Source organism: Streptomyces sp. NPDC079020, assembly GCF_044542225.1.
Classification (GTDB): domain Bacteria; phylum Actinomycetota; class Actinomycetes; order Streptomycetales; family Streptomycetaceae; genus Streptomyces.
The window spans coordinates 598,100-619,815 of record NZ_JBITUB010000002.1 but is presented as its reverse complement, the minus strand read 5'-3'; the positions used below and the strand labels follow the sequence as shown (position 1 = coordinate 619,815).

Below are 21,716 nucleotides of genomic sequence, written 5' to 3'. Positions count from 1 at the left end.
CAGGCCAAGGGACGCACGCAGGGGCCGGTCCTCCGCCGTCCGCCAGTTCGAGTTCCATGACTTCGAGGCCAAAGGCTGCCCCGCGATCCCTGGCCGGAAAGGGATGACGGGACAGCCCCGGGCCGCGCCGGGGCCGGCAGCCCGGTCAGCTCCCGTTCCGGCGCCTCCCGATCCTGCTGCCCAGCCACACCAGCGGGTCGTACGCGCGGTCCACCACCCGCTCCTTCAGGGGGATCAGCGCGTTGTCGGTGATCCTGATGTGCTCGGGGCACACCTCCGTACAGCACTTGGTGATGTTGCAGTGGCCGAGGCCGTGCTCCTCCTGCGCCATGGCCCTGCGGTCCAGGCCCGCCTCGGCGGCGGCGTCCAGGGGGTGCATGTCCAGCTCGGCGACCCGCATCAGGAAGCGCGGCCCGGCGAAGGCCTCCTTGTTCTCCTCGTGGTCGCGCACCACATGACAGGTGTCCTGGCACAGGAAGCACTCGATGCACTTGCGGAACTCCTGCGAGCGCTCCACATCGACCTGTTGCATCCGGTAGTCACCCGCCTTCACCCCCTCCGGCGGCACGAAGGCGGGCACCTCGCGGGCCTTCGCGTAGTTGAAGCCCACGTCCGTCACCAGGTCACGGACGACCGGGAAGGCCCGCAGCGGGGTGACGGTGATCACTTCCTCCCGGCTGAACACCGACATCCGGGTCATGCACAGCAGCCGCGGGCGCCCGTTGATCTCCGCGCTGCACGAACCGCATTTGCCCGCCTTGCAGTTCCAGCGCACGGCGAGGTCGCCCGCCTGGGTGGCCTGGATGCGGTGGATGATGTCGAGGACCACCTCGCCGTCGTTCACCTCGACCGTGTAGTCCGCCAGACCGCCGCCGCCGGTGTCGCCGCGCCATACCCGGAACCGGCCCTCGTAGCCGCTCATTCGTTCAGCTCCTCCTCGGCGAGGTACTTGACCAGCTCCTCCTTCTCGAACAGGGAGAGCAGGTCCGGACGGATGGGTTCGGTCGTTCTCCGTACGAGCTCGATGCGTCCGCCCAGCGGCTCGGCCGCCCCACCCGCGAGCCGGCACAGCAGATTCACCGGGCGCCAGGAGCGCTCCATCGTGGGGCGGTCCTCGCGGGTGTGACCGCCCCGGCTCTCGGTGCGCTCCAGTGCCGCCCGCGCGACGCACTCGCTGACCAGCAGCATGTTGCGCAGGTCCAGGGAGAGGTGCCAGCCCGGGTTGAACTGCCGGTGGCCCTCGACCCCGGCCCGCCGGGCGCGTGCCCGCAGCCCGGCCAGCCGCTCCAGGGCCTCGGTCATCTCGGCCTCGCGGCGGATGATGCCGACCAGGTCGTTCATCGTCTGCTGGAGTTCCTGGTGGAGGGTGTACGGGTTCTCCGCGGGCTCCCCGGGGGCCGCGGAGGCCTCCGCGCCGAAGGGGCGCAGCGCCTCCGCCGCCGCCGCGTCGATCTGTTCCTCGTCCACCGCGGGGCGCCCCGCGGGCCCCGCCGCGTGGGCGGCGGCGTGCAGGCCCGCCCGCCGGCCGAAGACCAGCAGGTCGGAGAGGGAGTTCCCGCCGAGCCGGTTGGAGCCGTGCATACCGCCCGCGACCTCGCCCGCCGCGTACAGTCCGGGCACGGCGAGGGCGGCGGCGGTGTCGGACTCGACGGCGATGCCGCCCATCACGTAGTGGCAGGTCGGTCCGACCTCCATCGCCTCCGCCGTGATGTCGACATCGGCCAGCTCCTTGAACTGGTGGTACATCGACGGCAGCCGGCGCCGGATCGTCTCCGCGGGCATCCGGGTCGACACATCCAGGAACACCCCGCCGTGCGGCGAGCCGCGGCCCGCCTTGACCTCGGAGTTGATGGCGCGGGCGACCTCGTCGCGCGGCAGCAGTTCGGGCGGGCGGCGGTTGTGGTCCGGGTCCTCGTACCAGCGGTCGCCCTCGGCCTCCGACCGCGCGTACTTCTCCTTGAACACATCGGGGACGTAGTCGAACATGAACCGCTTGCCCTCGGAGTTGCGCAGCACTCCGCCGTCGCCCCGCACCGATTCGGTGACCAGGATGCCCTTGACCGAGGGCGGCCAGACCATACCGGTCGGGTGGAACTGCACGAACTCCATGTTCAGCAGGGGAGCGCCCGCCAGCAGGGCGAGCGCGTGGCCGTCGCCCGTGTACTCCCAGGAGTTCGACGTGACCTTGAAGGACTTGCCGATGCCGCCGGTCGCGAGGACGACCGCGGGCGCTTCGAGGACGAAGAAGCGGCCGGACTCCCGTTCGTAGCAGAAGGTGCCGGAGACCCGTTCGCCGTCCTTGAGGATCCGGGTGACCGTGCACTCCTGGAAGACCTTCAGCCGGGCCTCGTAGTCGCCCGTCTCGCGGAAGTCCTCCTGCTGGAGCGCGACGATCTTCTGCTGGAGCGTACGGATCAGTTCGAGGCCGGTACGGTCCCCGACGTGCGCGAGCCGGGGGTACTCGTGGCCGCCGAAGTTGCGCTGGGAGATCCTCCCGTCCGGCGTACGGTCGAAGAGGGCGCCCCAGGTCTCCAGTTCCCAGACCCGGTCGGGCGCCTCCTTGGCGTGCAGCTCGGCCATCCGCCACTGGTTGAGGAACTTGCCGCCGCGCATCGTGTCGCGGAAGTGGACCTGCCAGTTGTCGCCGGAGTTCACATTGCCCATGGAGGCGGCGATCCCGCCCTCCGCCATGACGGTGTGGGCCTTGCCGAACAGCGACTTGCAGATGACCGCGGTGCGCGCGCCGCGCTCCCGCGCCTCGATGGCGGCGCGCAGTCCGGCGCCCCCGGCGCCGACCACGACGACGTCCCACTGCTGTCGTTCGAGCTGAGTCACAGGAAGAACCTCACGGTCTGGAGGAAGCTCACGGTCATCAGTGCGGTCACGGCACGCCCCGCCGGGCGGGGCACTAGAAGAATCTCGGGTCGTCGAAGGCCCCGGACGCGACGAGCCAGACGTAGAAGTCGGCGACCGCCACGCTGATCAGGGAGGCCCAGGCGAGCTGCATGTGCCGGGCGTTCAGCTTTCCGGCCCACCCCCACAGCCGGTAGCGCACGGGGTGCCGGGAGAAGTGCCGCAGCCGGCCGCCGATGATGTGCCGGCACGAGTGGCAGGAGAGGGTGTACGCCCAGATCAGCGCGATGTTGACCAGGAAGATCAGCGAGCCGAGCCCCATGTGCCCCCACGCGTAGTGCTCGTCGCGGAAGGTCAGCACGGTGTCGTACGTCAGGATTCCGGCGACCGGCACCGCGGCGTAGAAGAAGTACCGGTGCATGTTCTGCATGACGAGCGGGAAGCGGGTCTCGCCGCTGTACGAGGCGTGCGGCTCGGCGACCGCGCAGGCCGGGGGCGACGCCCAGAAGCCCCGGTAGTAGGCCTTGCGGTAGTAGTAGCAGGTCAGCCGGAAGCCCAGGGGGAAGATCAGGATCAGCAGGGCGGGGGAGAGGCCCCACCAGCTGCCGAGGATCTCCCAGTTGGGTCCCGACCGCATGGGGGCGCAGTTCTCCGCCAGGCACGGCGAGTAGAACGGCGACACATAGGGGGCGGCGTAGTAGTCGGCGTTGGCGAAGGCCCGCCACGTCGAGTACACGATGAAGGCCAGGAGTCCCGCGGCGGTCCCCGCGGGCGCCAGCCACCAGCGGTCGGTCCGCAGATGGCGGGCGGGGATGGCGGCGCGCGAGGGGTGCCTGACGCCCCGCCCCGTGCCCGGTCCCGCTTTCGGTCCCGTGCCCGGTCCTGTGCCTGGTTCCGTATCCGAATCCGTGCCTGATTCCGTACCGGTGGCCAAGGGGCTCTCCTAGGGGGCGTGCCTGCCGCGGACGCCCAGACCCTCGTCGTCCGAGTCCGTCCACAGGGTGGCGTCGTACGGCGCGTCGTTGATGGTGACCATGCCGGGGCGGTGGTCCGGCGCTCCGGCGCCGTCAGCGGCATCGGCCTCGCGCAGTCGCGCGAGACTCCGCTCCAGCTGTCCGACGGTGCGGACCAGGTCGTCCAGGCATTGCTGAACAGCCGTCAATTCCTTGTGCAGGGACATGACTTGCCCTCACTTCCGCGGTGGGCGGGTGGCAATGCTCATGCGGTTGCGAGTGTCGCGCGTCACATCGCCTTTGTGAAGGGAGCGGGGGCGTCCGGTCTTGGTGGAACGTTCCTCCGCTCGGGTGAGGTTGCGGGGGCCGTGCGCCGTGTCTGCGCCGCCTCCCGCGCGGGGGCGCCTTCAGTGGAAGCGCGAAACCAGTGTGATCAACTGCAAATGCCACCAAAACGCACAATCCGGTCCATTCCGGTACGGGGTGGTCCGGGCCGGCCCCGGAGGTATCAGCCATGTCCCACGTCGGCGTCCCGCGCGGGACAGTCCGAAAGCGCCGCTCTCTCGCCCTCCTCACGACCGGTGTGCTCACGATCCCGGTGCTGGCCGGATGCAGCTCGGGCACCCGGGACACCGCGCGGCCCTTCCCGCAGGACATCGCCCCGGCCGCCCGTGACCTGGTCACCGACGGCTCCTCGGTGAACTGGGCGGTCGACGCGATGCCCGCCACCTTCAACGCCTTCCAGGCGGATGCCGACAGCACCACCACCCGCATCACGGGGGCGGTGCTGCCCTCCCTCTTCCCGCTGGACGTGACCGGCAGGCCCCGGCTCAACCCGGACTATCTGGAGTCGGCGAAGGTCATCGGGCGCGAGCCCAAGCAGGTCGTGCTCTACAAGCTGAACCAGCAGGCCGTGTGGAGCAACGGCCGGGAGATCGGGGCGCCCGACTTCGTCGCCCAGTGGCGTGCGCTGAGCGGCAAGGACTCGGCGTTCTGGACCGCCCGCAACGCGGGCTACGACCGGATCGAGAAGATCGAGCGCGGCGCCGACGACCTCCAGGTCCGGGTCACCTTCTCCAAGCCGTACGCGGACTGGCGCGCGCTGTTCTCGCCGCTGTACCCGAAGGAGGTGACCGGTTCCCCGGACACCTTCAACGACGGCGCCCGCACCGCGCTCAAGACCTCGGCGGGACCCTTCCGGCTGCGCAGTGCGAGCAAGGAGGAGGGGACCGTCACCCTCGCGCGCGACCCGCGCTGGTGGGGCGACGAGGCGAAGCTCGAAACGCTCGTCCTGCGTGCCGTCAAGCCCGAGGAACGCGCCAAGGCCCTCGCCGCCGGCACTCTCGACATCGCCGACGTCGACCCGGCGGCGGCGCACCGTATCGCCCTGGCCGCCAGGGACGGGGGCGCGGCCGGGCAGCCGCCCGCGCACGGCCCCGGGTCCGGCATGACGCCCGCCGAAGCCCTGCGCTCCTGGGCCCTGGCGCACGGCTCGGACGAGGAGGAGGCGGAGGCCGCCCAGACCGTCCGGGAGCGGAACAGGGTGGCCGCGGCGGCGTACGGGGCCGAGCAGAAGGCCCTGCGCGGCTATGCCATCCGCAAATCCCTGGAGCCCGCCTACACCCAGCTCGCGCTGAACGGCGAGACCGGGCCGCTCGCGGACGACCGGGTGCGCCGGGCGGTGGCCCGCGCCCTGGACCGCCAGGAGCTGGCCGACACCGTACTGGCGCCGCTCGGACTCCCGGCGAACCCGCCCGGCAGTCACCTGGCCCTCGCCGGACAGCCCGGGTACAAGGACGGCAGCGGCGCACTCGGCGACCAGAACACCAAGGAGGCCCAGGCGCTGCTGGCCGACGCGGGCTGGACCCGGGGCGGCGCGGCCCAGAAGCCCAAGGACACCAAGGCGGGCAGCGAGGCGGAGAAGGAGAAGGAGAGGGAGAAGGGAGGGGCGGCGGAGAAGGAAGGGGCGGCCGGGGAGAAGCCCGAGGCCGGGAAGAAGGCCGAGGACAGCACGGAGGGCAAGGCGGCCGACAGGACGGAGGGCAAGACGGAGGACACGGCAGCGGAGAAGGCCGCTGGGAAGGCCGCGGAGAAGGCCGCGGACAGGGAGAAGGGGGACGCGGGCAAGAAGGACGAGTCCGCCTCCGACGAGGGCACCTACATCGTCGGCGAGGACAACAAGCCGGGCGACGGGCCCGGCGACGGTCCGGGCGACGCGAGCGGCTCCCGGCCGGGCGCCGCCGTCCACATCCTCGCCCCCGCCCCCGCCGCGGCCGCCCAGAGCGCCGCCCTCCTGCGCCAGGCCGGAGCCCTCACGGACGCACGGCCCGCGTCCCGTACGGAGGCCAGGGCCGACGGTGCCGCCGAGGAGAGGCCCCCCAAGGTCAGCGCCCAGGACAAGCGGCCGGGCGGCGCCGCCGGCGCGTACGCCCCTGCGGGCACCGCCGCACCGGCTCCCGCCTCGGTGCGGGGACCGCTCGGCAAGGAGGGCAAGGCGCTGACGCTGCGCTTCGTCCTCCCGTCGGGGCCCGGCTCCCAGCCGCTGCGCAGCGTCGGCGAGAAGATCGCGGCGATGCTGGACTCGATCGGCATCGGCACGGAGATCACCAAGGTCCCCGACGACAGCTATTTCAAGGATCACATCGCCTCCGGCGACTACGACCTGGCGCTGTACTCCTGGCCCGCCACCGCCTACCCGGCGACCGACGGGCGCCCGATCTACGCCAAGCCCGAGCCGGCCACCGACGGATCGCTGCTCGTCGAGCAGAACTACACCCGGGTCGGCACCGACCACATCGACCAGCTCTTCGACCAGGCGGTCTCCGAGCTCGACGAGGACGCCGCCAGGGACCTGATGAGGCAGGCGGACGCACGGATCTGGGCCGCCGCCGGATCCATTCCGCTCTATCAGCGCCCGCAGCTCGTGGCGGTCGACAAGAAGCTCGCGAACATCGGCGCCTTCGGCTTCGCCGCACCCCGTTACCAGGACATCGGTTTCAGGAAGCCGCAAGCGGCGGGTGCCCCCGCGAGCCGTAAGAAGTAGCAGGTCAAGGCCGCACTCAAAGCTCAGGAGCCGCTCAATTCCCTTGCCCGCCGATTGCCCGGCGGGCAAGGTGGTGTTCGTCCCGACCCGGGCTGTTCACCTCCCCCCACACCCCCTGATCCACCCTTTTCACCCGATTGCCGAGCAGTCGGCCAGTGACCTGATACGGGCTGAATATCGGCTGAAACTCCGTGGAAGAGCGGCCTCGGGGAACGGGCCGGGAAGCCCGCGTCGTGCCGGGCCCGTACCATTGGACGAGCCGTGGCGTGTCCGCCCGGCGGGCGTACGAGGACTCGAGACCGACTGAGACGCCTGATCCCACGATCCGAGAGAAGCGCAAGCCACCCATGCCCACGCGCCACGACATCCGTAACGTAGCCATCGTCGCCCACGTCGACCACGGCAAGACCACGCTGGTCGACGCCATGCTCAAGCAGGCCGGCGCGTTCGCCGCGCACGCCGCCGAGCACCTCGACGATCGCATGATGGACTCGAACGACCTGGAGCGTGAAAAGGGCATCACGATCCTCGCCAAGAACACGGCGGTGAAGTATCACCCCAAGGACGGCGGGGACCCGATCACGATCAACATCATCGACACCCCCGGCCACGCCGACTTCGGCGGCGAGGTCGAGCGCGGTCTGTCGATGGTGGACGCGGTCGTGCTGCTCGTCGACGCCTCCGAGGGCCCGCTCCCGCAGACCCGGTTCGTGCTGCGCAAGGCGCTGACCGCCAAGCTGCCGGTCATCCTCTGCATCAACAAGACCGACCGTCCGGACTCCCGGATCGCCGAGGTCATCGATGAGACGTACGACCTCTTCCTGGACCTGGACGCCGACGAGGACCAGATCGAGTTCCCGATCGTCTACGCCTGCGCCCGTGACGGGGTCGCCTCGCTGACCAAGCCGGAGGACGGCACGGTCCCGCCGGACAGCGACAGCCTGGAGCCGTTCTTCTCCACGATCCTCTCCACGGTCCCGGCCCCGGAGTACGACGCGGAAGCACCGCTGCAGGCCCACGTCACCAACCTGGACGCCGACAACTTCCTCGGCCGTATCGCGCTCTGCCGCGTCGAGCAGGGCGAGCTGCGCAAGGGCCAGACGGTCACCTGGATCAAGCGCGACGGCACGATGTCCAACGTCCGCATCACCGAACTGCTGATGACGGAGGCGCTCACCCGCAAGCCGGCCGAGATGGCCGGTCCGGGCGACATCTGCGCCATCGCCGGTATCCCGGACATCATGATCGGCGAGACCCTGGCCGACACCGAGAACCCGATCGCGCTGCCGCTGATCACGGTCGACGAGCCGGCCATCTCGATGACCATCGGCGCGAACACCTCGCCGCTGGTCGGCAAGGGCGGCAAGGGCCACAAGGTCACGGCCCGCCAGATCAAGGACCGCCTCGACCGCGAGCTGGTCGGTAACGTCTCGCTCCGCGTCCTGGACACCGAGCGCCCGGACGCCTGGGAGGTCCAGGGCCGCGGTGAGCTCGCGCTGGCGATCCTCGTCGAGCAGATGCGCCGTGAGGGCTTCGAGCTGACGGTCGGCAAGCCGGAGGTCGTCACCAAGCAGATCGACGGCAAGACCCACGAGCCGATCGAGCGCATGACGATCGACTCGCCGGAGGAGCACCTCGGCGCCATCACGCAGCTGATGGCGACCCGCAAGGGCCGCATGGAGACCATGACGAACCACGGTTCGGGCTGGGTCCGCATGGAGTGGATCGTCCCGTCCCGCGGCCTCATCGGCTTCCGTACGGAGTTCCTCACCCAGACCCGCGGCACGGGTATCGCGCACTCCATCTTCGAGGGCCACGAGCCGTGGTTCGGAGAGCTGCGCACCCGTCACAACGGCTCGCTGGTCGCGGACCGTTCGGGCACGGTGACGCCGTTCGCGATGGTCAACCTCCAGGAGCGCGGTGTCATCTTCACCGAGGCCGGCACCGAGGTCTACGAGGGCATGATCATCGGCGAGAACTCGCGCGCCGACGACATGGACGTGAACATCACCAAGGAGAAGAAGCTCACCAACATGCGTGCGGCGTCCGCGGACACCACGGAGAACGTGGTCCCGGCCCGCAAGCTGTCGCTGGAGCAGTCCCTGGAGTTCTGCCGCGACGACGAGTGCATCGAGGTCACCCCGGAGACCGTGCGTATCCGCAAGGTCGTCCTGGACGCGAAGCAGCGCGGCCGCACGGCCTCGCGCGCCAAGAACGCCTGACCGCGTCAAGAGCGGCTGAGCACGTCAAGAACGGCTGACCGCGCCACGAGCGGCTGACCGCGCCACGAGCGGGCCGCGCCCGCCCCGGGTGACCGGAGCGGGCGTTCCGCATGTGGAGATTTTCCGGCGCGGCCCGGCTCCGCCCGGGTCGCGCGGCCGAACATTCGGCACGGGCGTTGACAGAAGGTCCGGCCTCCCGCAGAGACTGTGGGGGGCCGGACCTTTCGTCAACCATATTTCCTGACCGTGCTGTCCGGATATCGGGCGTCGCTCTCCGGAACATGTGTTAACAGTCCGTTTCGGGCGTGTCTGTCTGGGATCACTTTGTCCGGATTTCGGGCACACGCGGTGGTCTGATGTTGTCAAACCGAGACCCTTTAAGTGTGGTTTACAGCCCGGCCGTACCCAATAGTTGGCTCCATTGAGCTCGGGTCAATGGGTCACGCACTGTGGGGAGTGCCGACTCACGAGCACACTCGGGGCACTGAACGATCACCGTCAGGGGTGTCGGTGAATCTCTCCAGTGCCCCTCTTGTAGTCAAAAGTGGACTCATGAGGAGGAAACCCATGCGCGGTGCCAAGAGCGCCAAGTGGGTCGCGGGAGCGGCAATCATCGCCCTGGCCGCGACTGCCTGTGGCGGCGGCGACAGTGACGAAGGCAAGAAGAACACGTCGGGACAGCCCGCCGGGTACGTCTCGATCGACGTCGGCGAGCCGCAGAAGCCTCTGATGCCGGCCGACACGAACGAGAGCAACGGCTCCTACGTCATCCAGTCGCTGTTCACGCAGCTGCTGGACTTCGACGACAAGGGCGACATCGTTCTCACGAACGCCGAGTCCGTCGAGACCAAGGACTCCAAGACGTGGACCGTGAAGCTCAAGAAGGGCTGGAAGTTCCACAACGGTGAGGCCGTCACCTCGCAGTCGTACATCGACGCGTGGAACTGGTACGCCAACGTCAAGAACGCCCAGCAGAACGCGTTCTGGTTCTCGGACATCAAGGGCTACGCGGACGTCCACCCCGAGAAGGGTGACCCGAAGGCCGAGGCGATGTCCGGCCTGAAGGCCGTGGACGACACCACGTTCACGATCGAGCTGTCGGAGAAGGTCCCCTACTTCAACTACAAGCTCGGCTACGCGACCTTCGCGCCGCTGCCCAAGGTCTTCTACGACGACCCGAAGGCGTTCGGCCAGAAGCCGATCGGTAACGGCCCGTACTCGTTCGAGAAGTGGACCCACAAGAAGCTCATCCAGGTCAAGGCCTTCGATGGGTACCAGGGTCCGAACAAGGCTGCCAACAAGGGCATCCAGTTCAAGAACTACTCGACCGTCGAGGCCGCCTACCAGGACGTCATCTCCGGCAACCTGGACATGATCCGCCAGGTCGGTCCGAAGGACCTCCCGAAGTACAAGACGGACCTCGGTGACGGCGCGATCGAGCAGCCGTACGCCGCGATCCAGACGCTGACCCCGGCGTTCTACTCCAAGACGTTCAAGGACATCAACCCCAAGGTTCTCCAGGGTCTGTCCATGGCGATCGACCGTGACACGATCACGAAGACCGTCCTGAACGGCACCCGCACCCCGGCGACGAGCTTCACGCCTCCGCAGGTCAAGGGCAACCAGACCCTCGAGTCGGACATCCTGAAGTTCAACCCGACCAAGGCGAAGCAGCTCATCAAGGACGGCGGTGGCGTCCCTGAGAACAAGATCTCCGTCCAGTACAACGCCGACGGTGGGCACAAGGAGTGGGTGACCGCTGTCTGCGAGTCCATCCGCAACGCCACCGGGGTCGACTGCGTGGGCGACGCCAAGCCCGACTTCCCGACCGACCTCGAGGCTCGTGACAACGACGAGGTCAAGGGCTTCTACCGCGGTGGCTGGGTGGCCGACTACCCGGTCAACGTGAACTTCCTCAAGGAGCTCTACCACTCCAAGGCGGAGTCCAACAACGGCCGCTTCAACGACAAGGAAATCGACGACCTGATGGCGAAGGGGGACAAGGCCGACTCGCTCGAGGCCTCGGTCGCCGCCTACCAGGAGGTCGAGAAGAAGCTCGTCGAGAAGATGCCGGCCATTCCGCTCTGGTACTACGCCATCAACGGCGGCCACGGCAAGAACGTCGACAACGTCAAGGTCGACTTCCACGGTGACCTCGAACTGACCGGCGTCACCACCAAGTAGTACGCCGGCGGGTCATTCCCCACTTGGCCGTTATCCGGTACAGCTGCCCCTCAGCGGTGCCGGAGGCTCGGGGGTCGTCTCTGCGAAGAGGCGGCCCCCGAGCCGCAGTTATCCCCACACGGAGGCACCCATGGGGCGCTATGTCGCACGACGACTGCTCCAGATGATCCCGGTCTTCCTCGGGTCGACCCTGCTGGTCTTCCTGATGATGTACGCACTGCCCGGCGACCCCGTCAGAGCGCTGGCCGGTGAACAGCATGTCGATCCCTCTCAGATCGCTGCGCTGAAGGCGGAGTACGGGCTCGACAAGCCGATCTGGCAGCAGTATTTGAACTACCTGGGCAATCTGTTCCAGGGCGATCTCGGCACGCAGATCGGAACGCAGCGTCCGGTCTCCGAAGTCATCGCCGACGCCTACCCGATCACGATCCAGCTGGCGCTCTTCGCGTTCGTCTTCACGGTCGTCGCGGGCATCTCCCTCGGCATCATCGCCGGGCTGAAGGCCGACTCCCTCCGGGACCGCGGTCTGCTCGGCCTGACGCTCGTGCTGATCTCCATGCCGTCCTTCGTGCTGGGCTTCCTCGTCCAGTACTTCGTCGCGTTCAAGCTGGGCATCGCCAACCCGAACGTGAGCATTGACCCGACGCCGTCCGAGCTGATCATGCCCGCCATCGTGCTGGCATCGCTCTCCCTCGCCTACGTCGCCCGTCTGACGCGTACCTCGGTCGCCGAGAACATCCGCGCCGACTACATGCGCACGGCCGTCGCCAAGGGCCTGCCGCGCCGCCGCGTCATCGGTGTGCACCTGATGCGCAACTCGCTCATCCCGGTCGTCACCTTCCTCGGCACCGACATCGGTGCGCTGATGGGCGGCGCGATCGTGACCGAGGGCATCTTCAACATCAAGGGCGTCGGATCGCTCGTCTTCGAGGCGCTCGGCAAGCGTGAGGGCGCCACCGTCGTCGGCGTCGTGACGCTGCTCGTCATCGTCTACCTCGTCTGCAGCCTGCTCGTCGACCTGCTCTACGCGGTCCTGGACCCGAGGATCCGGTATGCCTGACACCACCGCACTCAAGAGCACCGACGCTCCGGCCACCGGCGTGGAAGCGCCCGCCGTGACGGACTCCGGGCCCGCTCCCGGCAAGCCGCGCAGCCTCTGGTCCGACGCCTGGCACGACCTGCGCCGCAACCCGCTCTTCATCATCTCGATGGTGCTGATCCTGCTGCTCGCCGTCATGGCGATCTTCCCGGGCCTGTTCACCAGTGCCTCGCCGCGGGACGCCAACCTGGCCGAGCACTACCTCCAGCACCCGAAGTGGGGCAACTTCTTCGCCCCCGACTGGCTCGGTTACGACGTTCAGGGCCGCTCGATCTACGCGCGTGTCGTGTACGGGGCCCGGGCCTCCATCACCGTCGGCGTGGTCGTGACCATCGCGGTCACCGTCACCGGCCTGGTGGTCGGCATGATCGCCGGTTACTTCGGCGGCTGGATCGACACGATCCTCTCCCGCGTCACCGACGTCTTCTTCGGTGTCCCGTTCATCGTCGGCGCCATGGTCATCCTGACCAGCTTCGAGGAGCGCTCGGTCTGGGTCGTGATCCTGTCGATGGCCTTCCTCGGCTGGACGCAGATCGCCCGAGTCGCCCGAGGCTCGGTCATCACGATCAAGCAGGCCGACTACGTGGTCGCGGCCAAGGCGCTCGGCGCCTCCACCACCCGGATCCTGACGCGGCACATCCTGCCGAACGCCATCGCTCCGGTGATCGTGGTCGCCACCATCGCGCTCGGCGGCTACATCGCCGCCGAGGCCACCCTGTCGTTCCTCGGTATCGGCCTCGCCGAGCCGACGGTCTCGTGGGGCATCGATGTGTCCTCCGCGAAGGACCAGCTCCGCAATGCTCCGTACGTCCTGGTCATCCCCTCGGTGATGGTCTCGGTCACGGTGCTGTCCTTCCTGATGTTCGGCGATGCGGTCCGCAACGCCCTCGACCCCAAGATGCGCTGAGGGAGGCGTTCGTGACTATCATCGACAAGACGGCACACGTCCCCGAGCCGCGGGATTCCGTCAAGGGCGACGGTCCACTGCTGGACGTCCGCGATCTGCACGTGGAGTTCCACACCCGCGACGGTGTGGCCAAGGCGGTCAACGGTGTGAACTACACCGTCAGCGCCGGCGAGACGCTCGCGGTGCTCGGCGAGTCCGGTTCCGGCAAGTCCGTGACCGCGCAGACCATCATGGGCATCCTCGACATGCCGCCCGGGAAGATCACCCAGGGTGAGATCCTCTTCCGCGGCCAGGACATGCTCAAGATGTCCAACGAGGAGCGCCGGAAGATCCGCGGCCGGAAGATCGCGATGATCTTCCAGGACGCGCTCTCCTCGCTGAACCCGGTCCTGACCGTCGGCTACCAGCTCGGCGAGATGTTCCGGGTCCACCAGGGCCTGTCCAAGAAGGCCGCCAAGGCCAAGGCCATCGCGCTGATGGACCAGGTCAAGATCCCGGCCGCCGCGGCCCGTATCTCCGACTACCCGCACCAGTTCTCCGGCGGGATGCGCCAGCGCATCATGATCGCCATGGCGCTGGCCCTGGAGCCGGACCTGATCATCGCCGACGAGCCGACCACCGCGCTCGACGTGACGGTGCAGGCCCAGGTGATGGATCTGCTCGCGGAGCTCCAGCGCGAGTACAACATGGGTCTGATCCTGATCACCCACGACCTCGGCGTGGTCGCCGACGTCGCGGACAAGATCGCCGTGATGTACGCGGGCCGGATCGTGGAGACGGCACCGGTCGGCGAGCTGTACAGCCGCCCGGCCCACCCGTACACCAAGGGTCTGCTGGACTCGATCCCGCGCCTGGACCAGAAGGGCCAGGAGCTCTACGCGATCAAGGGCCTGCCGCCCAACCTCACGCGCATCCCCTCCGGCTGCGCGTTCAGCCCGCGGTGCCCGAAGGCGCAGGACATCTGCCGTACGGACACCCCGGCGCTGCTCCCGGTGACCGAGCAGGACGGCACCGAGCTGGACGGCCGCGGCAGCGCGTGCCACTTCTGGAAGGAGACGATCCATGGCTGAGCTCAAGAAGGAGCCCGTGGACGCCACCCCGAACGTCTCCGACGTCGAGACCGTGCACGCCGCGACCGAGGCGGAGGCGGTCGCCGCCATCGACGCGCCGGTCTCCCAGGGGGAGCCGATCCTCCAGGTGCGCAACCTGGTCAAGCACTTCCCGCTGACCCAGGGCATCCTCTTCAAGAAGCAGGTCGGCGCGGTCAAGGCCGTCGACGGGATCTCCTTCGATCTCTACGCGGGCGAGACCCTGGGCATCGTGGGCGAGTCCGGCTGTGGCAAGTCCACGGTCGCCAAGCTCCTGATGACGCTGGAGCGCGCCACCGCCGGTGAGGTCTTCTACAAGGGCCAGGACATCACCAAGCTGTCCGGCCGTGCGCTGAAGGCCGTGCGCCGCAACATCCAGATGGTGTTCCAGGACCCGTACACCTCGCTGAACCCGCGTATGACGGTCGGCGACATCATCGGGGAGACCTTCGAGATCCACCCCGAGGTGGCCCCGAAGGGTGACCGCCGCCGCCGGGTGCAGGAGCTGCTGGACGTCGTCGGGCTCAACCCGGAGTACATCAACCGGTACCCGCACCAGTTCTCCGGCGGTCAGCGCCAGCGCATCGGCATCGCCCGCGGCCTCGCGCTCAACCCGGAGATCATCATCTGCGACGAGCCGGTCTCCGCGCTCGACGTGTCGGTGCAGGCCCAGGTCATCAACCTGATGGAGAAGCTCCAGGACGAGTTCAACCTGTCCTACCTCTTCATCGCGCACGACCTGTCGATCGTGCGGCACATCTCCGACCGGGTCGGCGTCATGTACCTCGGCAAGATGGCCGAGATCGGTACGGACACCGAGATCTACGACCACCCGACGCACCCCTACACCCAGGCGCTGCTGTCGGCCGTCCCGGTGCCGGACCCGTCGGCGCGCGAAGGCCGCGAGCGGATCATCCTGAGCGGTGACGTTCCGTCCCCGGCGAACCCGCCGTCCGGCTGCCGGTTCCGTACCCGCTGCTGGAAGGCGGAGGACAAGTGCGCCACGGAGATGCCCCTGCTGGCCGTCCCCGAGCGCTTCACGTCCTCGACCACCCCGGCCGCGCACGAGTCCGCGTGCCACTTCGCCGAGGAGCGGGACGTCGTGCACGCGGCGTGACCCTCCGGCGTACGTGACCGAAAGGCGCCCGGTCCCCCTTGGGGGGCCGGGCGCCTTCGTGTGTGCCCGTACGGGGTAAGCGAAAATGCGATAGACCGTCAAATGGGGTGATATAGGGCATTGAGCTACTCAATGGACTCTAGGAGGCACTTCATGCGCGGAGCCACACAGGCCAGGTGGGCCGCATGTGCGGTGGCTGTCGCCCTGACAGCGACGGCCTGCGGCGGCGGGGACAGTAACGGTGGCGGTGGTGGCGCCGACGGGATCGTGAGCTCCTCCTGGGGTGATCCGCAGAATCCGCTGGAGCCCGCGAACACCAACGAGGTGCAGGGCGGCAAGGTCCTCGACATGGTCTTCCGGGGTCTCAAGAGGTACGACCCGAAGACCGGCGAGGCCACCGACATGCTCGCCGAGAAGATCGAGACGACCGACTCGCAGAACTTCACGATCACGCTGAAGGACGGCTGGACGTTCTCCAACGGCGAGAAGATCACCTCCAAGTCCTTCGTCGACGCCTGGAACTACGGCGCCGCGCTGAAGAACAACCAGAAGAACGCCTACTTCTTCCAGTACATCGACGGCTACGACAAGGTGCACCCCGACAGCGGCACCGCCAGCGCGGCCAGCCTCGCCGGGCTCAAGATCGTCGACGACAAGACCTTCACGGCCAAGCTCAGCCAGAAGTTCTCGCTGTGGCCCGACACCCTCGGCTACCCGGCGTTCGCCCCGCTGCCCCAGCAGTTCTTCACGGACCACAGCGCCTGGCTCTCCAAGCCGGTGGGCAACGGCCCGTACACCATCGACAAGTACGCCAAGGGCTCGTCGATGAACCTGCGCAAGTGGGACAAGTACCCCGGTGACGACAAGGCGCAGAACGGCGGCATCGACCTCAAGGTCTACACCGACAACAACACCGCCTACACCGACCTGACGGCCGGCAACCTCGACCTCGTCGACGACGTGCCCGCCTCCCAGCTCAAGAACGTCAAGGCGGACCTCGGCGACCGCTACATCAACACCCCGGCCGGCATCATCCAGACCCTCGCCTTCCCCTTCTACGAGAAGGCCTGGGACACCCCGGACGGGGCCAAGGTCCGCCAGGGCCTGTCGATGGCGATCAACCGGGAGCAGATCACCGACCAGATCTTCCAGAAGACCCGCACCCCCGCCTCCGACTGGACCTCCCCGGTCCTCGGCGCGGACGGCGGCTTCAAGGAGGGGCTGTGCGGCAAGGAGTGCACGTACAACAAGACCGAGGCCAAGAAGCTGATCGAGGAGGGCGGCGGCATCCCCGGGGGCCAGCTCAAGATCTCCTACAACGCGGACACCGGCTCCCACAAGGAATGGGTCGACGCCGTCTGCAACAGCATCAACAACGTCCTGGGCAACAACAAGGCCTGCGTCGGCGGCCCGGTCGGCACCTTCGCCGACTTCCGCAGCCAGGTCTCCCAGCAGAAGCTGTCCGGCGCCTGGCGCGCGGGCTGGCAGATGGACTACCCGCTGATCCAGAACTTCCTGCAGCCGGTCTACTACACCAACGCCCCGTCCAACGACGGCAAGTGGAGCGACCAGAAGTTCGACGACCTGGTCAACCAGGCGAACGCCGAGTCCGACAAGGCCAAGGCAGTCTCCACCTTCCAGGACGCGGAGAAGATCCTCGTCCAGCAGATGCCCGTCATCCCGCTCTGGTACCAGAACGGCAGCGCCGGCTACTCGGACCGGGTCTCGAACGTCGCGCTGAACTCCTTCAGCGTCCCGGTCTACGAAGAGATCAAGGTCAAGTGACCCCCTGACACCGGGTGGCGGGGGCGTCCCGAGCGCCCCCGCCACCCGGCCCGGGGCACGCCACGGTCCCCTTCCCCCGCATGTTCGCCCCGACCCCCGGAGCCCCTCATGGGACGTTATGTGATCCGGCGGCTGCTGCAGATGATCCCCGTCTTCTTCGGCACCACGCTGTTGATCTTCCTCATGGTGAACGTGATGGGCGACCCCATCGCGGGCCTCTGCGGCGACCGCCAGTGCGACCCGGCCACCGCTGCGCAACTGGAGGCGGAGTTCGGCCTCGACAAGCCGGTCTGGCAGCAATACCTGACCTATATGGGCAACGTCTTCACCGGCGACTTCGGCACCGCGTTCAACGGGCAGCCGGTCACCGAGCTGATGGCCACCGCCTTCCCCATCACCATCCGGCTCACCATCATCGCGATCGTCTTCGAGATCGTCATCGGCATCAGCCTCGGCGTCGTCACCGGCCTGCGCCGGGGCCGGCCCATCGACACCACCGTGCTGATCCTCACCCTGGTCGTCATCTCCATCCCGACCTTCGTCACCGGTCTGCTGCTCCAGCTCCTCCTCGGCGTCGAATGGGGCATCATCAAGCCCTCCGTGTCGCCCGAGGCCCCCGTCAACGAGCTGCTCATCCCCGGACTCGTGCTCGCCTCGGTCTCACTGGCCTACGTCACCCGGCTCACCCGGACCTCGATCGCCGAGAACGCCCGCGCCGACTACGTACGCACCGCCGTCGCCAAGGGGCTGCCCCGGCGCCGCGTGGTCGTCCGGCACCTGCTGCGCAACTCGCTGATCCCCGTCGTCACCTTCATCGGTACGGACGTGGGCGCCCTGATGGGCGGGGCGATCGTCACCGAGCGGATCTTCAACATCCACGGCGTCGGCTATCAGCTCTACCAGGGCATCCTGCGCCAGAACTCCCAGACCGTCGTCGGGTTCGTCACCGTACTCGTCCTCGTCTTCCTGGCGGCCAACCTGATCGTCGACCTCCTGTACGCCGTACTCGACCCGAGGATCCGCTATGCCTGAGCCGCTGTCATCGGACGGAGCGATCTCCCCGGCGGGAGCCGGCGCCGGGATGGACCTCGCCCTGGAGGAGGGGGTGACCCTGGAGAAGACACCGGGCGGACCCGAGGGGATGGGCCCGTCCGGCAAACCGCACAGCCTATGGTCCGACGCCTGGCGGGACCTTCGCCGCAACCCGGTCTTCATCATCTCCGGGCTGGTCATCCTCTTCCTGGTCATCATCTCCATCTGGCCGTCGCTGATCGCGAGCGGCGACCCGCTCCAGGCCAACCTGGACGACGCGCAGAAGGGCTCCGAACCGGGCCACCCCTTCGGCTTCGACCCGCAGGGCCGCGACGTCTACACCCGGGTCGTCTACGGCACCCGGACCTCGGTGACCGTCGGCGTCTGCGCCACCTTCGGCGTCGCGATCCTGGGCAGCGTGCTCGGCGGCCTGGCCGGCTTCTTCGGCGGCTTCTGGGACGCGATCCTCTCCCGGATCACCGACGTCTTCTTCGGTATCCCGGTGGTCCTCGGCGGCCTCGTCTTCCTCTCCGTCGTCACCAGCTCCACCGTCTGGCCGGTCGTCGGCTTCATCGTCCTGCTGGGCTGGCCCCAGATCGCCCGCATCGCCCGCGGCTCGGTGATCACCGCGAAGCAGAACGACTACGTCCAGGCCGCCCGCGCGCTGGGCGCCTCCAACACCCGGATGATGCTGCGCCACATCACCCCCAACGCCATCGCGCCGGTCATCGTCGTCGCGACGATCGCGCTCGGTACGTACATCTCGCTGGAGGCGACCCTCTCGTACCTGGGCGTCGGCCTGAAGGACCCCGCCGTGTCCTGGGGCATCGACATCTCCGCCGCGTCCAACTACATCCGCAACGCCCCGCACATGCTGCTCTGGCCCGCCGGAGCGCTGGCGGTCACCGTGCTCGCGTTCATCATGCTCGGCGACGCGGTGCGCGACGCCCTCGACCCCAAGCTGCGCTGAGGAGCCCGTTGCCATGCTGCTGGAAGTGCGCGATCTGCACGTGGAGTTCCACACCCGCGACGGCGTGGCCAAGGCCGTCAACGGGGTCAACTACTCGGTCTCCGAGGGGGAGACGCTCGCCGTCCTGGGCGAGTCCGGCTCCGGGAAGTCGGTCACCGCCCAGGCGATCATGGGCATCCTCGACATGCCGCCCGGGAAGATCAGCGGCGGCGAGATCCTCTTCAAGGACCGCGATCTGCTGAAGCTCAAGCCGGAGGAGCGCCGCAAGGTCCGCGGCCAGGAGATGGCCATGATCTTCCAGGACGCGCTGTCCTCGCTGAACCCGGTCCTGACGGTCGGCGAGCAGCTCGGCGAGATGTTCGTCGTGCACCGGGGGATGTCCCGCAAGAACGCCCGCGCCAAGGCCGTCGAGCTGATGGACCGGGTCCGTATCCCGGCCGCCAAGGAGCGGGTCGGCAACTATCCGCACCAGTTCTCCGGCGGGATGCGCCAGCGCATCATGATCGCCATGGCGCTGGCCCTGGAACCCTCCCTGATCATCGCCGACGAGCCCACCACCGCGCTCGATGTGACGGTGCAGGCCCAGGTGATGGATCTGCTCGCGGAGCTCCAGCGCGAGCTCAACATGGGTCTGATCCTGATCACCCACGACCTCGGCGTGGTCGCCGACGTCGCGGACAAGATCGCCGTGATGTACGCGGGCCGGATCGTCGAGACCTCCCCGGTCCACGAGATCTACCGGGCCCCCGCCCACCCGTACACCAAGGGCCTGCTCCGGTCCATTCCGCGGCTGGACCAGAAGGGCCGGGAGCTGTACGCGATCAAGGGCCTGCCGCCCAACCTGCTGCACATCCCGCCCGGCTGTGCCTTCAACCCCCGCTGCCCGATGGCCCAGGCCGTGTGCCGCACCGACGAGCCGCCGCTGTACGACGTGGCCGAGCACCGTCAGAGCGCCTGCCACTTCTGGAAGGAGACGCTCGATGCACGCTGACCACTCCGGCGGACGCAAGCAAGCACGCGAGGAGGGCGAGGTGGCCGCCACCCTGCTGTCCAAGGCGCGGGAGCGGACGGCGTACGCGAACGGCGACCCGATCCTGGAGGTCCGCGACCTCGTCAAGCACTACCCGCTGACCCAGGGCATCCTGATCAAGAAGCAGATCGGGGCCGTCAAGGCCGTCGACGGGGTCAGCTTCGACCTCGCGGCCGGCGAGACCCTGGGCATCGTGGGGGAGTCCGGCTGCGGCAAGTCGACCGTGGCCCGGATGCTGGTCCACCTGGAACGGCCGACGGCGGGCGCGATCCGCTACAAGGGTGAGGACATCACCAAGCTGTCCGGCCGGGCGCTGAAGGCCGTGCGCCGCAACATCCAGATGGTGTTCCAGGACCCGTACACCTCGCTGAACCCGCGTATGACGGTCGGCGACATCATCGGGGAGCCGTACGAGATCCACCCCGAGGTCGCCCCCAAGGGCAGCCGGCGCCGGAAGGTCCAGGACCTGCTGGATGTCGTCGGGCTCAACCCGGAGTACATCAACCGCTATCCGCACCAGTTCTCCGGCGGTCAGCGCCAGCGCATCGGCATCGCCCGCGGCCTCGCGCTCAACCCCGAGATCATCGTGGCCGACGAACCGGTCTCCGCGCTCGACGTCTCCGTCCAGGCACAGGTGGTCAACCTGCTGGACCGGCTCCAGTCGGAGTTCAACCTCAGCTTCGTCTTCATCGCCCACGACCTGTCGATCGTGCGGCACATCTCCGACCGGGTCGGGGTGATGTACCTGGGCCGGATCATCGAGATCGGCACCGACGAGCAGATCTACGAACACCCCACGCACCCCTACACCCAGGCGCTGCTCTCGGCCGTCCCGGTGCCGGACCCGATGGCCCGCGAGTACCGCGAGCGGATCATCCTGCACGGCGACGTGCCCTCGCCCGCGCACCCGCCGTCCGGCTGCCGCTTCCGCACCCGGTGCTGGAAGGCCCAGGAGCGCTGCGAGCTGGAGGTGCCGCTGCTGGCGGTCCCGGCGGTGTTCCGGCTGGTGGACAGTCCGGCGAAGCACGACTCGGCCTGTCACTTCGCGGAGGAGAAGCGGGTGGTGCCGCCGGAGGGGCAGCTGGAGACCCAGGACGGGACTCCGGGCCCGGATGTGGAGGCCCCCGGCACGGCGCTCAGGAAAGGCCGGCCGCCGCAGGAAGCGGACCCCTCCGGCCCGGAGCCGGAAAAAGGACCGTGACGCCGCCCGGAAATTCCGGGAACGGTCCGTTGGATTACGGGGAGCCGCCGGGTGAATATCCCGCCGCCGGATTCCCGGACCGATTCCTGACCGATTCCGAACCGGAATGCGGAGCCGGGCGGCATACGGTGATGAATGAGCACCGACTTCGTTGACACGGAGGCAACTCGGCCGTCGCCGCACCGATATACGAACGCCCGACGATGAACGGCGTACGGCCGTGCGGGTGCCG

General features: G+C 68.3%; 16 protein-coding genes. 12 read left to right on the top strand and 4 right to left on the bottom strand.

The window, feature by feature from the left end:
* Nucleotides 1-145 precede the first annotated feature (145 nt).
* The 4 genes from ACIGJO_RS06695 to ACIGJO_RS06680 all read right to left on the bottom strand — a co-directional run bounded on the left by ACIGJO_RS06695 (nt 146) and on the right by ACIGJO_RS06680 (nt 4,033).
* A complete protein-coding gene (locus ACIGJO_RS06695) occupies nt 146-922 on the bottom strand; it encodes a succinate dehydrogenase/fumarate reductase iron-sulfur subunit (RefSeq protein WP_399953022.1) in 777 nt (258 codons plus the stop codon).
* Entirely contained in the window at nt 919-2,835 is a 1,917-nt protein-coding gene (locus tag ACIGJO_RS06690) for a fumarate reductase/succinate dehydrogenase flavoprotein subunit (RefSeq protein WP_399953019.1), read from the bottom strand. The genes ACIGJO_RS06695 and ACIGJO_RS06690 overlap by 4 nt, the downstream gene beginning before the upstream one ends.
* 73 nt (nt 2,836-2,908) lie before the next feature.
* Nucleotides 2,909-3,787, bottom strand: coding sequence for a hypothetical protein (locus tag ACIGJO_RS06685; protein ID WP_399953016.1), 879 nt, complete (start codon nt 3,785-3,787; stop codon nt 2,909-2,911).
* A gap of 9 nt (nt 3,788-3,796) precedes the next feature.
* Nucleotides 3,797-4,033, bottom strand: coding sequence for a hypothetical protein (locus ACIGJO_RS06680; RefSeq protein WP_399953013.1), 237 nt, complete (start codon nt 4,031-4,033; stop codon nt 3,797-3,799).
* Between the two features lie 287 nt (nt 4,034-4,320).
* On the opposite strand from ACIGJO_RS06680, the gene ACIGJO_RS06675 reads away from it, so the two are divergent.
* From ACIGJO_RS06675 to ACIGJO_RS06620, 12 genes are all read left to right on the top strand, one after another.
* Nucleotides 4,321-6,849: an ABC transporter family substrate-binding protein gene (locus ACIGJO_RS06675; RefSeq protein WP_399953010.1), complete on the top strand. Its 2,529-nt coding sequence runs from the start codon at nt 4,321-4,323 to the stop codon at nt 6,847-6,849.
* Between the two features lie 347 nt (nt 6,850-7,196).
* Nucleotides 7,197-9,071, top strand: coding sequence for a translational GTPase TypA (gene typA, locus ACIGJO_RS06670; RefSeq protein ID WP_399953008.1), 1,875 nt, complete (start codon nt 7,197-7,199; stop codon nt 9,069-9,071).
* A 567-nt stretch (nt 9,072-9,638) separates the two neighbouring features.
* A complete protein-coding gene (locus ACIGJO_RS06665) occupies nt 9,639-11,255 on the top strand; it encodes an ABC transporter substrate-binding protein (protein ID WP_399953005.1) in 1,617 nt (538 codons plus the stop codon).
* A 130-nt stretch (nt 11,256-11,385) separates the two neighbouring features.
* A complete protein-coding gene (locus tag ACIGJO_RS06660) occupies nt 11,386-12,315 on the top strand; it encodes an ABC transporter permease (protein ID WP_399953002.1) in 930 nt (309 codons plus the stop codon).
* Nucleotides 12,308-13,261, top strand: a complete 954-nt coding sequence (locus tag ACIGJO_RS06655; RefSeq protein ID WP_399952999.1) for an ABC transporter permease — start codon at nt 12,308-12,310, stop codon at nt 13,259-13,261. The genes ACIGJO_RS06660 and ACIGJO_RS06655 overlap by 8 nt, the downstream gene beginning before the upstream one ends.
* A gap of 11 nt (nt 13,262-13,272) precedes the next feature.
* Nucleotides 13,273-14,331, top strand: a complete 1,059-nt coding sequence (locus tag ACIGJO_RS06650; protein WP_329946267.1) for an ABC transporter ATP-binding protein — start codon at nt 13,273-13,275, stop codon at nt 14,329-14,331.
* On the top strand, nt 14,324-15,466 hold the full coding sequence (locus tag ACIGJO_RS06645; protein ID WP_399952995.1) for an ABC transporter ATP-binding protein: 1,143 nt from the start codon (nt 14,324-14,326) through the stop codon (nt 15,464-15,466). The genes ACIGJO_RS06650 and ACIGJO_RS06645 overlap by 8 nt, the downstream gene beginning before the upstream one ends.
* Before the next feature lie 153 nt (nt 15,467-15,619).
* Nucleotides 15,620-17,251 carry an ABC transporter substrate-binding protein gene (locus tag ACIGJO_RS06640; RefSeq protein WP_399952992.1) on the top strand — a complete coding sequence of 544 codons (1,632 nt, stop codon included), beginning with the start codon at nt 15,620-15,622 and terminating at the stop codon, nt 17,249-17,251.
* Between the two features lie 108 nt (nt 17,252-17,359).
* On the top strand, nt 17,360-18,283 hold the full coding sequence (locus ACIGJO_RS06635) for an ABC transporter permease (RefSeq protein WP_266923448.1): 924 nt from the start codon (nt 17,360-17,362) through the stop codon (nt 18,281-18,283).
* Entirely contained in the window at nt 18,276-19,253 is a 978-nt protein-coding gene (locus tag ACIGJO_RS06630; RefSeq protein ID WP_266923450.1) for an ABC transporter permease, read from the top strand. Before ACIGJO_RS06635 ends, ACIGJO_RS06630 begins: the two co-directional genes overlap by 8 nt.
* Nucleotides 19,254-19,266: 13 nt before the next feature.
* Nucleotides 19,267-20,244: an ABC transporter ATP-binding protein gene (locus ACIGJO_RS06625; protein ID WP_399952987.1), complete on the top strand. Its 978-nt coding sequence runs from the start codon at nt 19,267-19,269 to the stop codon at nt 20,242-20,244.
* Nucleotides 20,234-21,484, top strand: a complete 1,251-nt coding sequence (locus ACIGJO_RS06620) for an ABC transporter ATP-binding protein (protein ID WP_399952984.1) — start codon at nt 20,234-20,236, stop codon at nt 21,482-21,484. Before ACIGJO_RS06625 ends, ACIGJO_RS06620 begins: the two co-directional genes overlap by 11 nt.
* The last annotated feature ends 232 nt before the right edge of the window (nt 21,485-21,716 follow it).

Coding starts and splice junctions, on each gene's coding strand:
- ACIGJO_RS06660 (WP_399953002.1), top strand. CDS start 11,386: ATGGGGCGCTATGTCGCACGACGACTGCTCCAGATGATCCCGGTCTTC.
- ACIGJO_RS06655 (WP_399952999.1), top strand. CDS start 12,308: ATGCCTGACACCACCGCACTCAAGAGCACCGACGCTCCGGCCACCGGC.
- typA (WP_399953008.1), top strand. CDS start 7,197: ATGCCCACGCGCCACGACATCCGTAACGTAGCCATCGTCGCCCACGTC.
- ACIGJO_RS06680 (WP_399953013.1), bottom strand. CDS start 4,033: ATGTCCCTGCACAAGGAATTGACGGCTGTTCAGCAATGCCTGGACGAC.
- ACIGJO_RS06635 (WP_266923448.1), top strand. CDS start 17,360: ATGGGACGTTATGTGATCCGGCGGCTGCTGCAGATGATCCCCGTCTTC.
- ACIGJO_RS06625 (WP_399952987.1), top strand. CDS start 19,267: ATGCTGCTGGAAGTGCGCGATCTGCACGTGGAGTTCCACACCCGCGAC.
- ACIGJO_RS06675 (WP_399953010.1), top strand. CDS start 4,321: ATGTCCCACGTCGGCGTCCCGCGCGGGACAGTCCGAAAGCGCCGCTCT.
- ACIGJO_RS06620 (WP_399952984.1), top strand. CDS start 20,234: ATGCACGCTGACCACTCCGGCGGACGCAAGCAAGCACGCGAGGAGGGC.
- ACIGJO_RS06665 (WP_399953005.1), top strand. CDS start 9,639: ATGCGCGGTGCCAAGAGCGCCAAGTGGGTCGCGGGAGCGGCAATCATC.
- ACIGJO_RS06645 (WP_399952995.1), top strand. CDS start 14,324: ATGGCTGAGCTCAAGAAGGAGCCCGTGGACGCCACCCCGAACGTCTCC.
- ACIGJO_RS06640 (WP_399952992.1), top strand. CDS start 15,620: ATGCGCGGAGCCACACAGGCCAGGTGGGCCGCATGTGCGGTGGCTGTC.
- ACIGJO_RS06630 (WP_266923450.1), top strand. CDS start 18,276: ATGCCTGAGCCGCTGTCATCGGACGGAGCGATCTCCCCGGCGGGAGCC.
- ACIGJO_RS06695 (WP_399953022.1), bottom strand. CDS start 922: ATGAGCGGCTACGAGGGCCGGTTCCGGGTATGGCGCGGCGACACCGGC.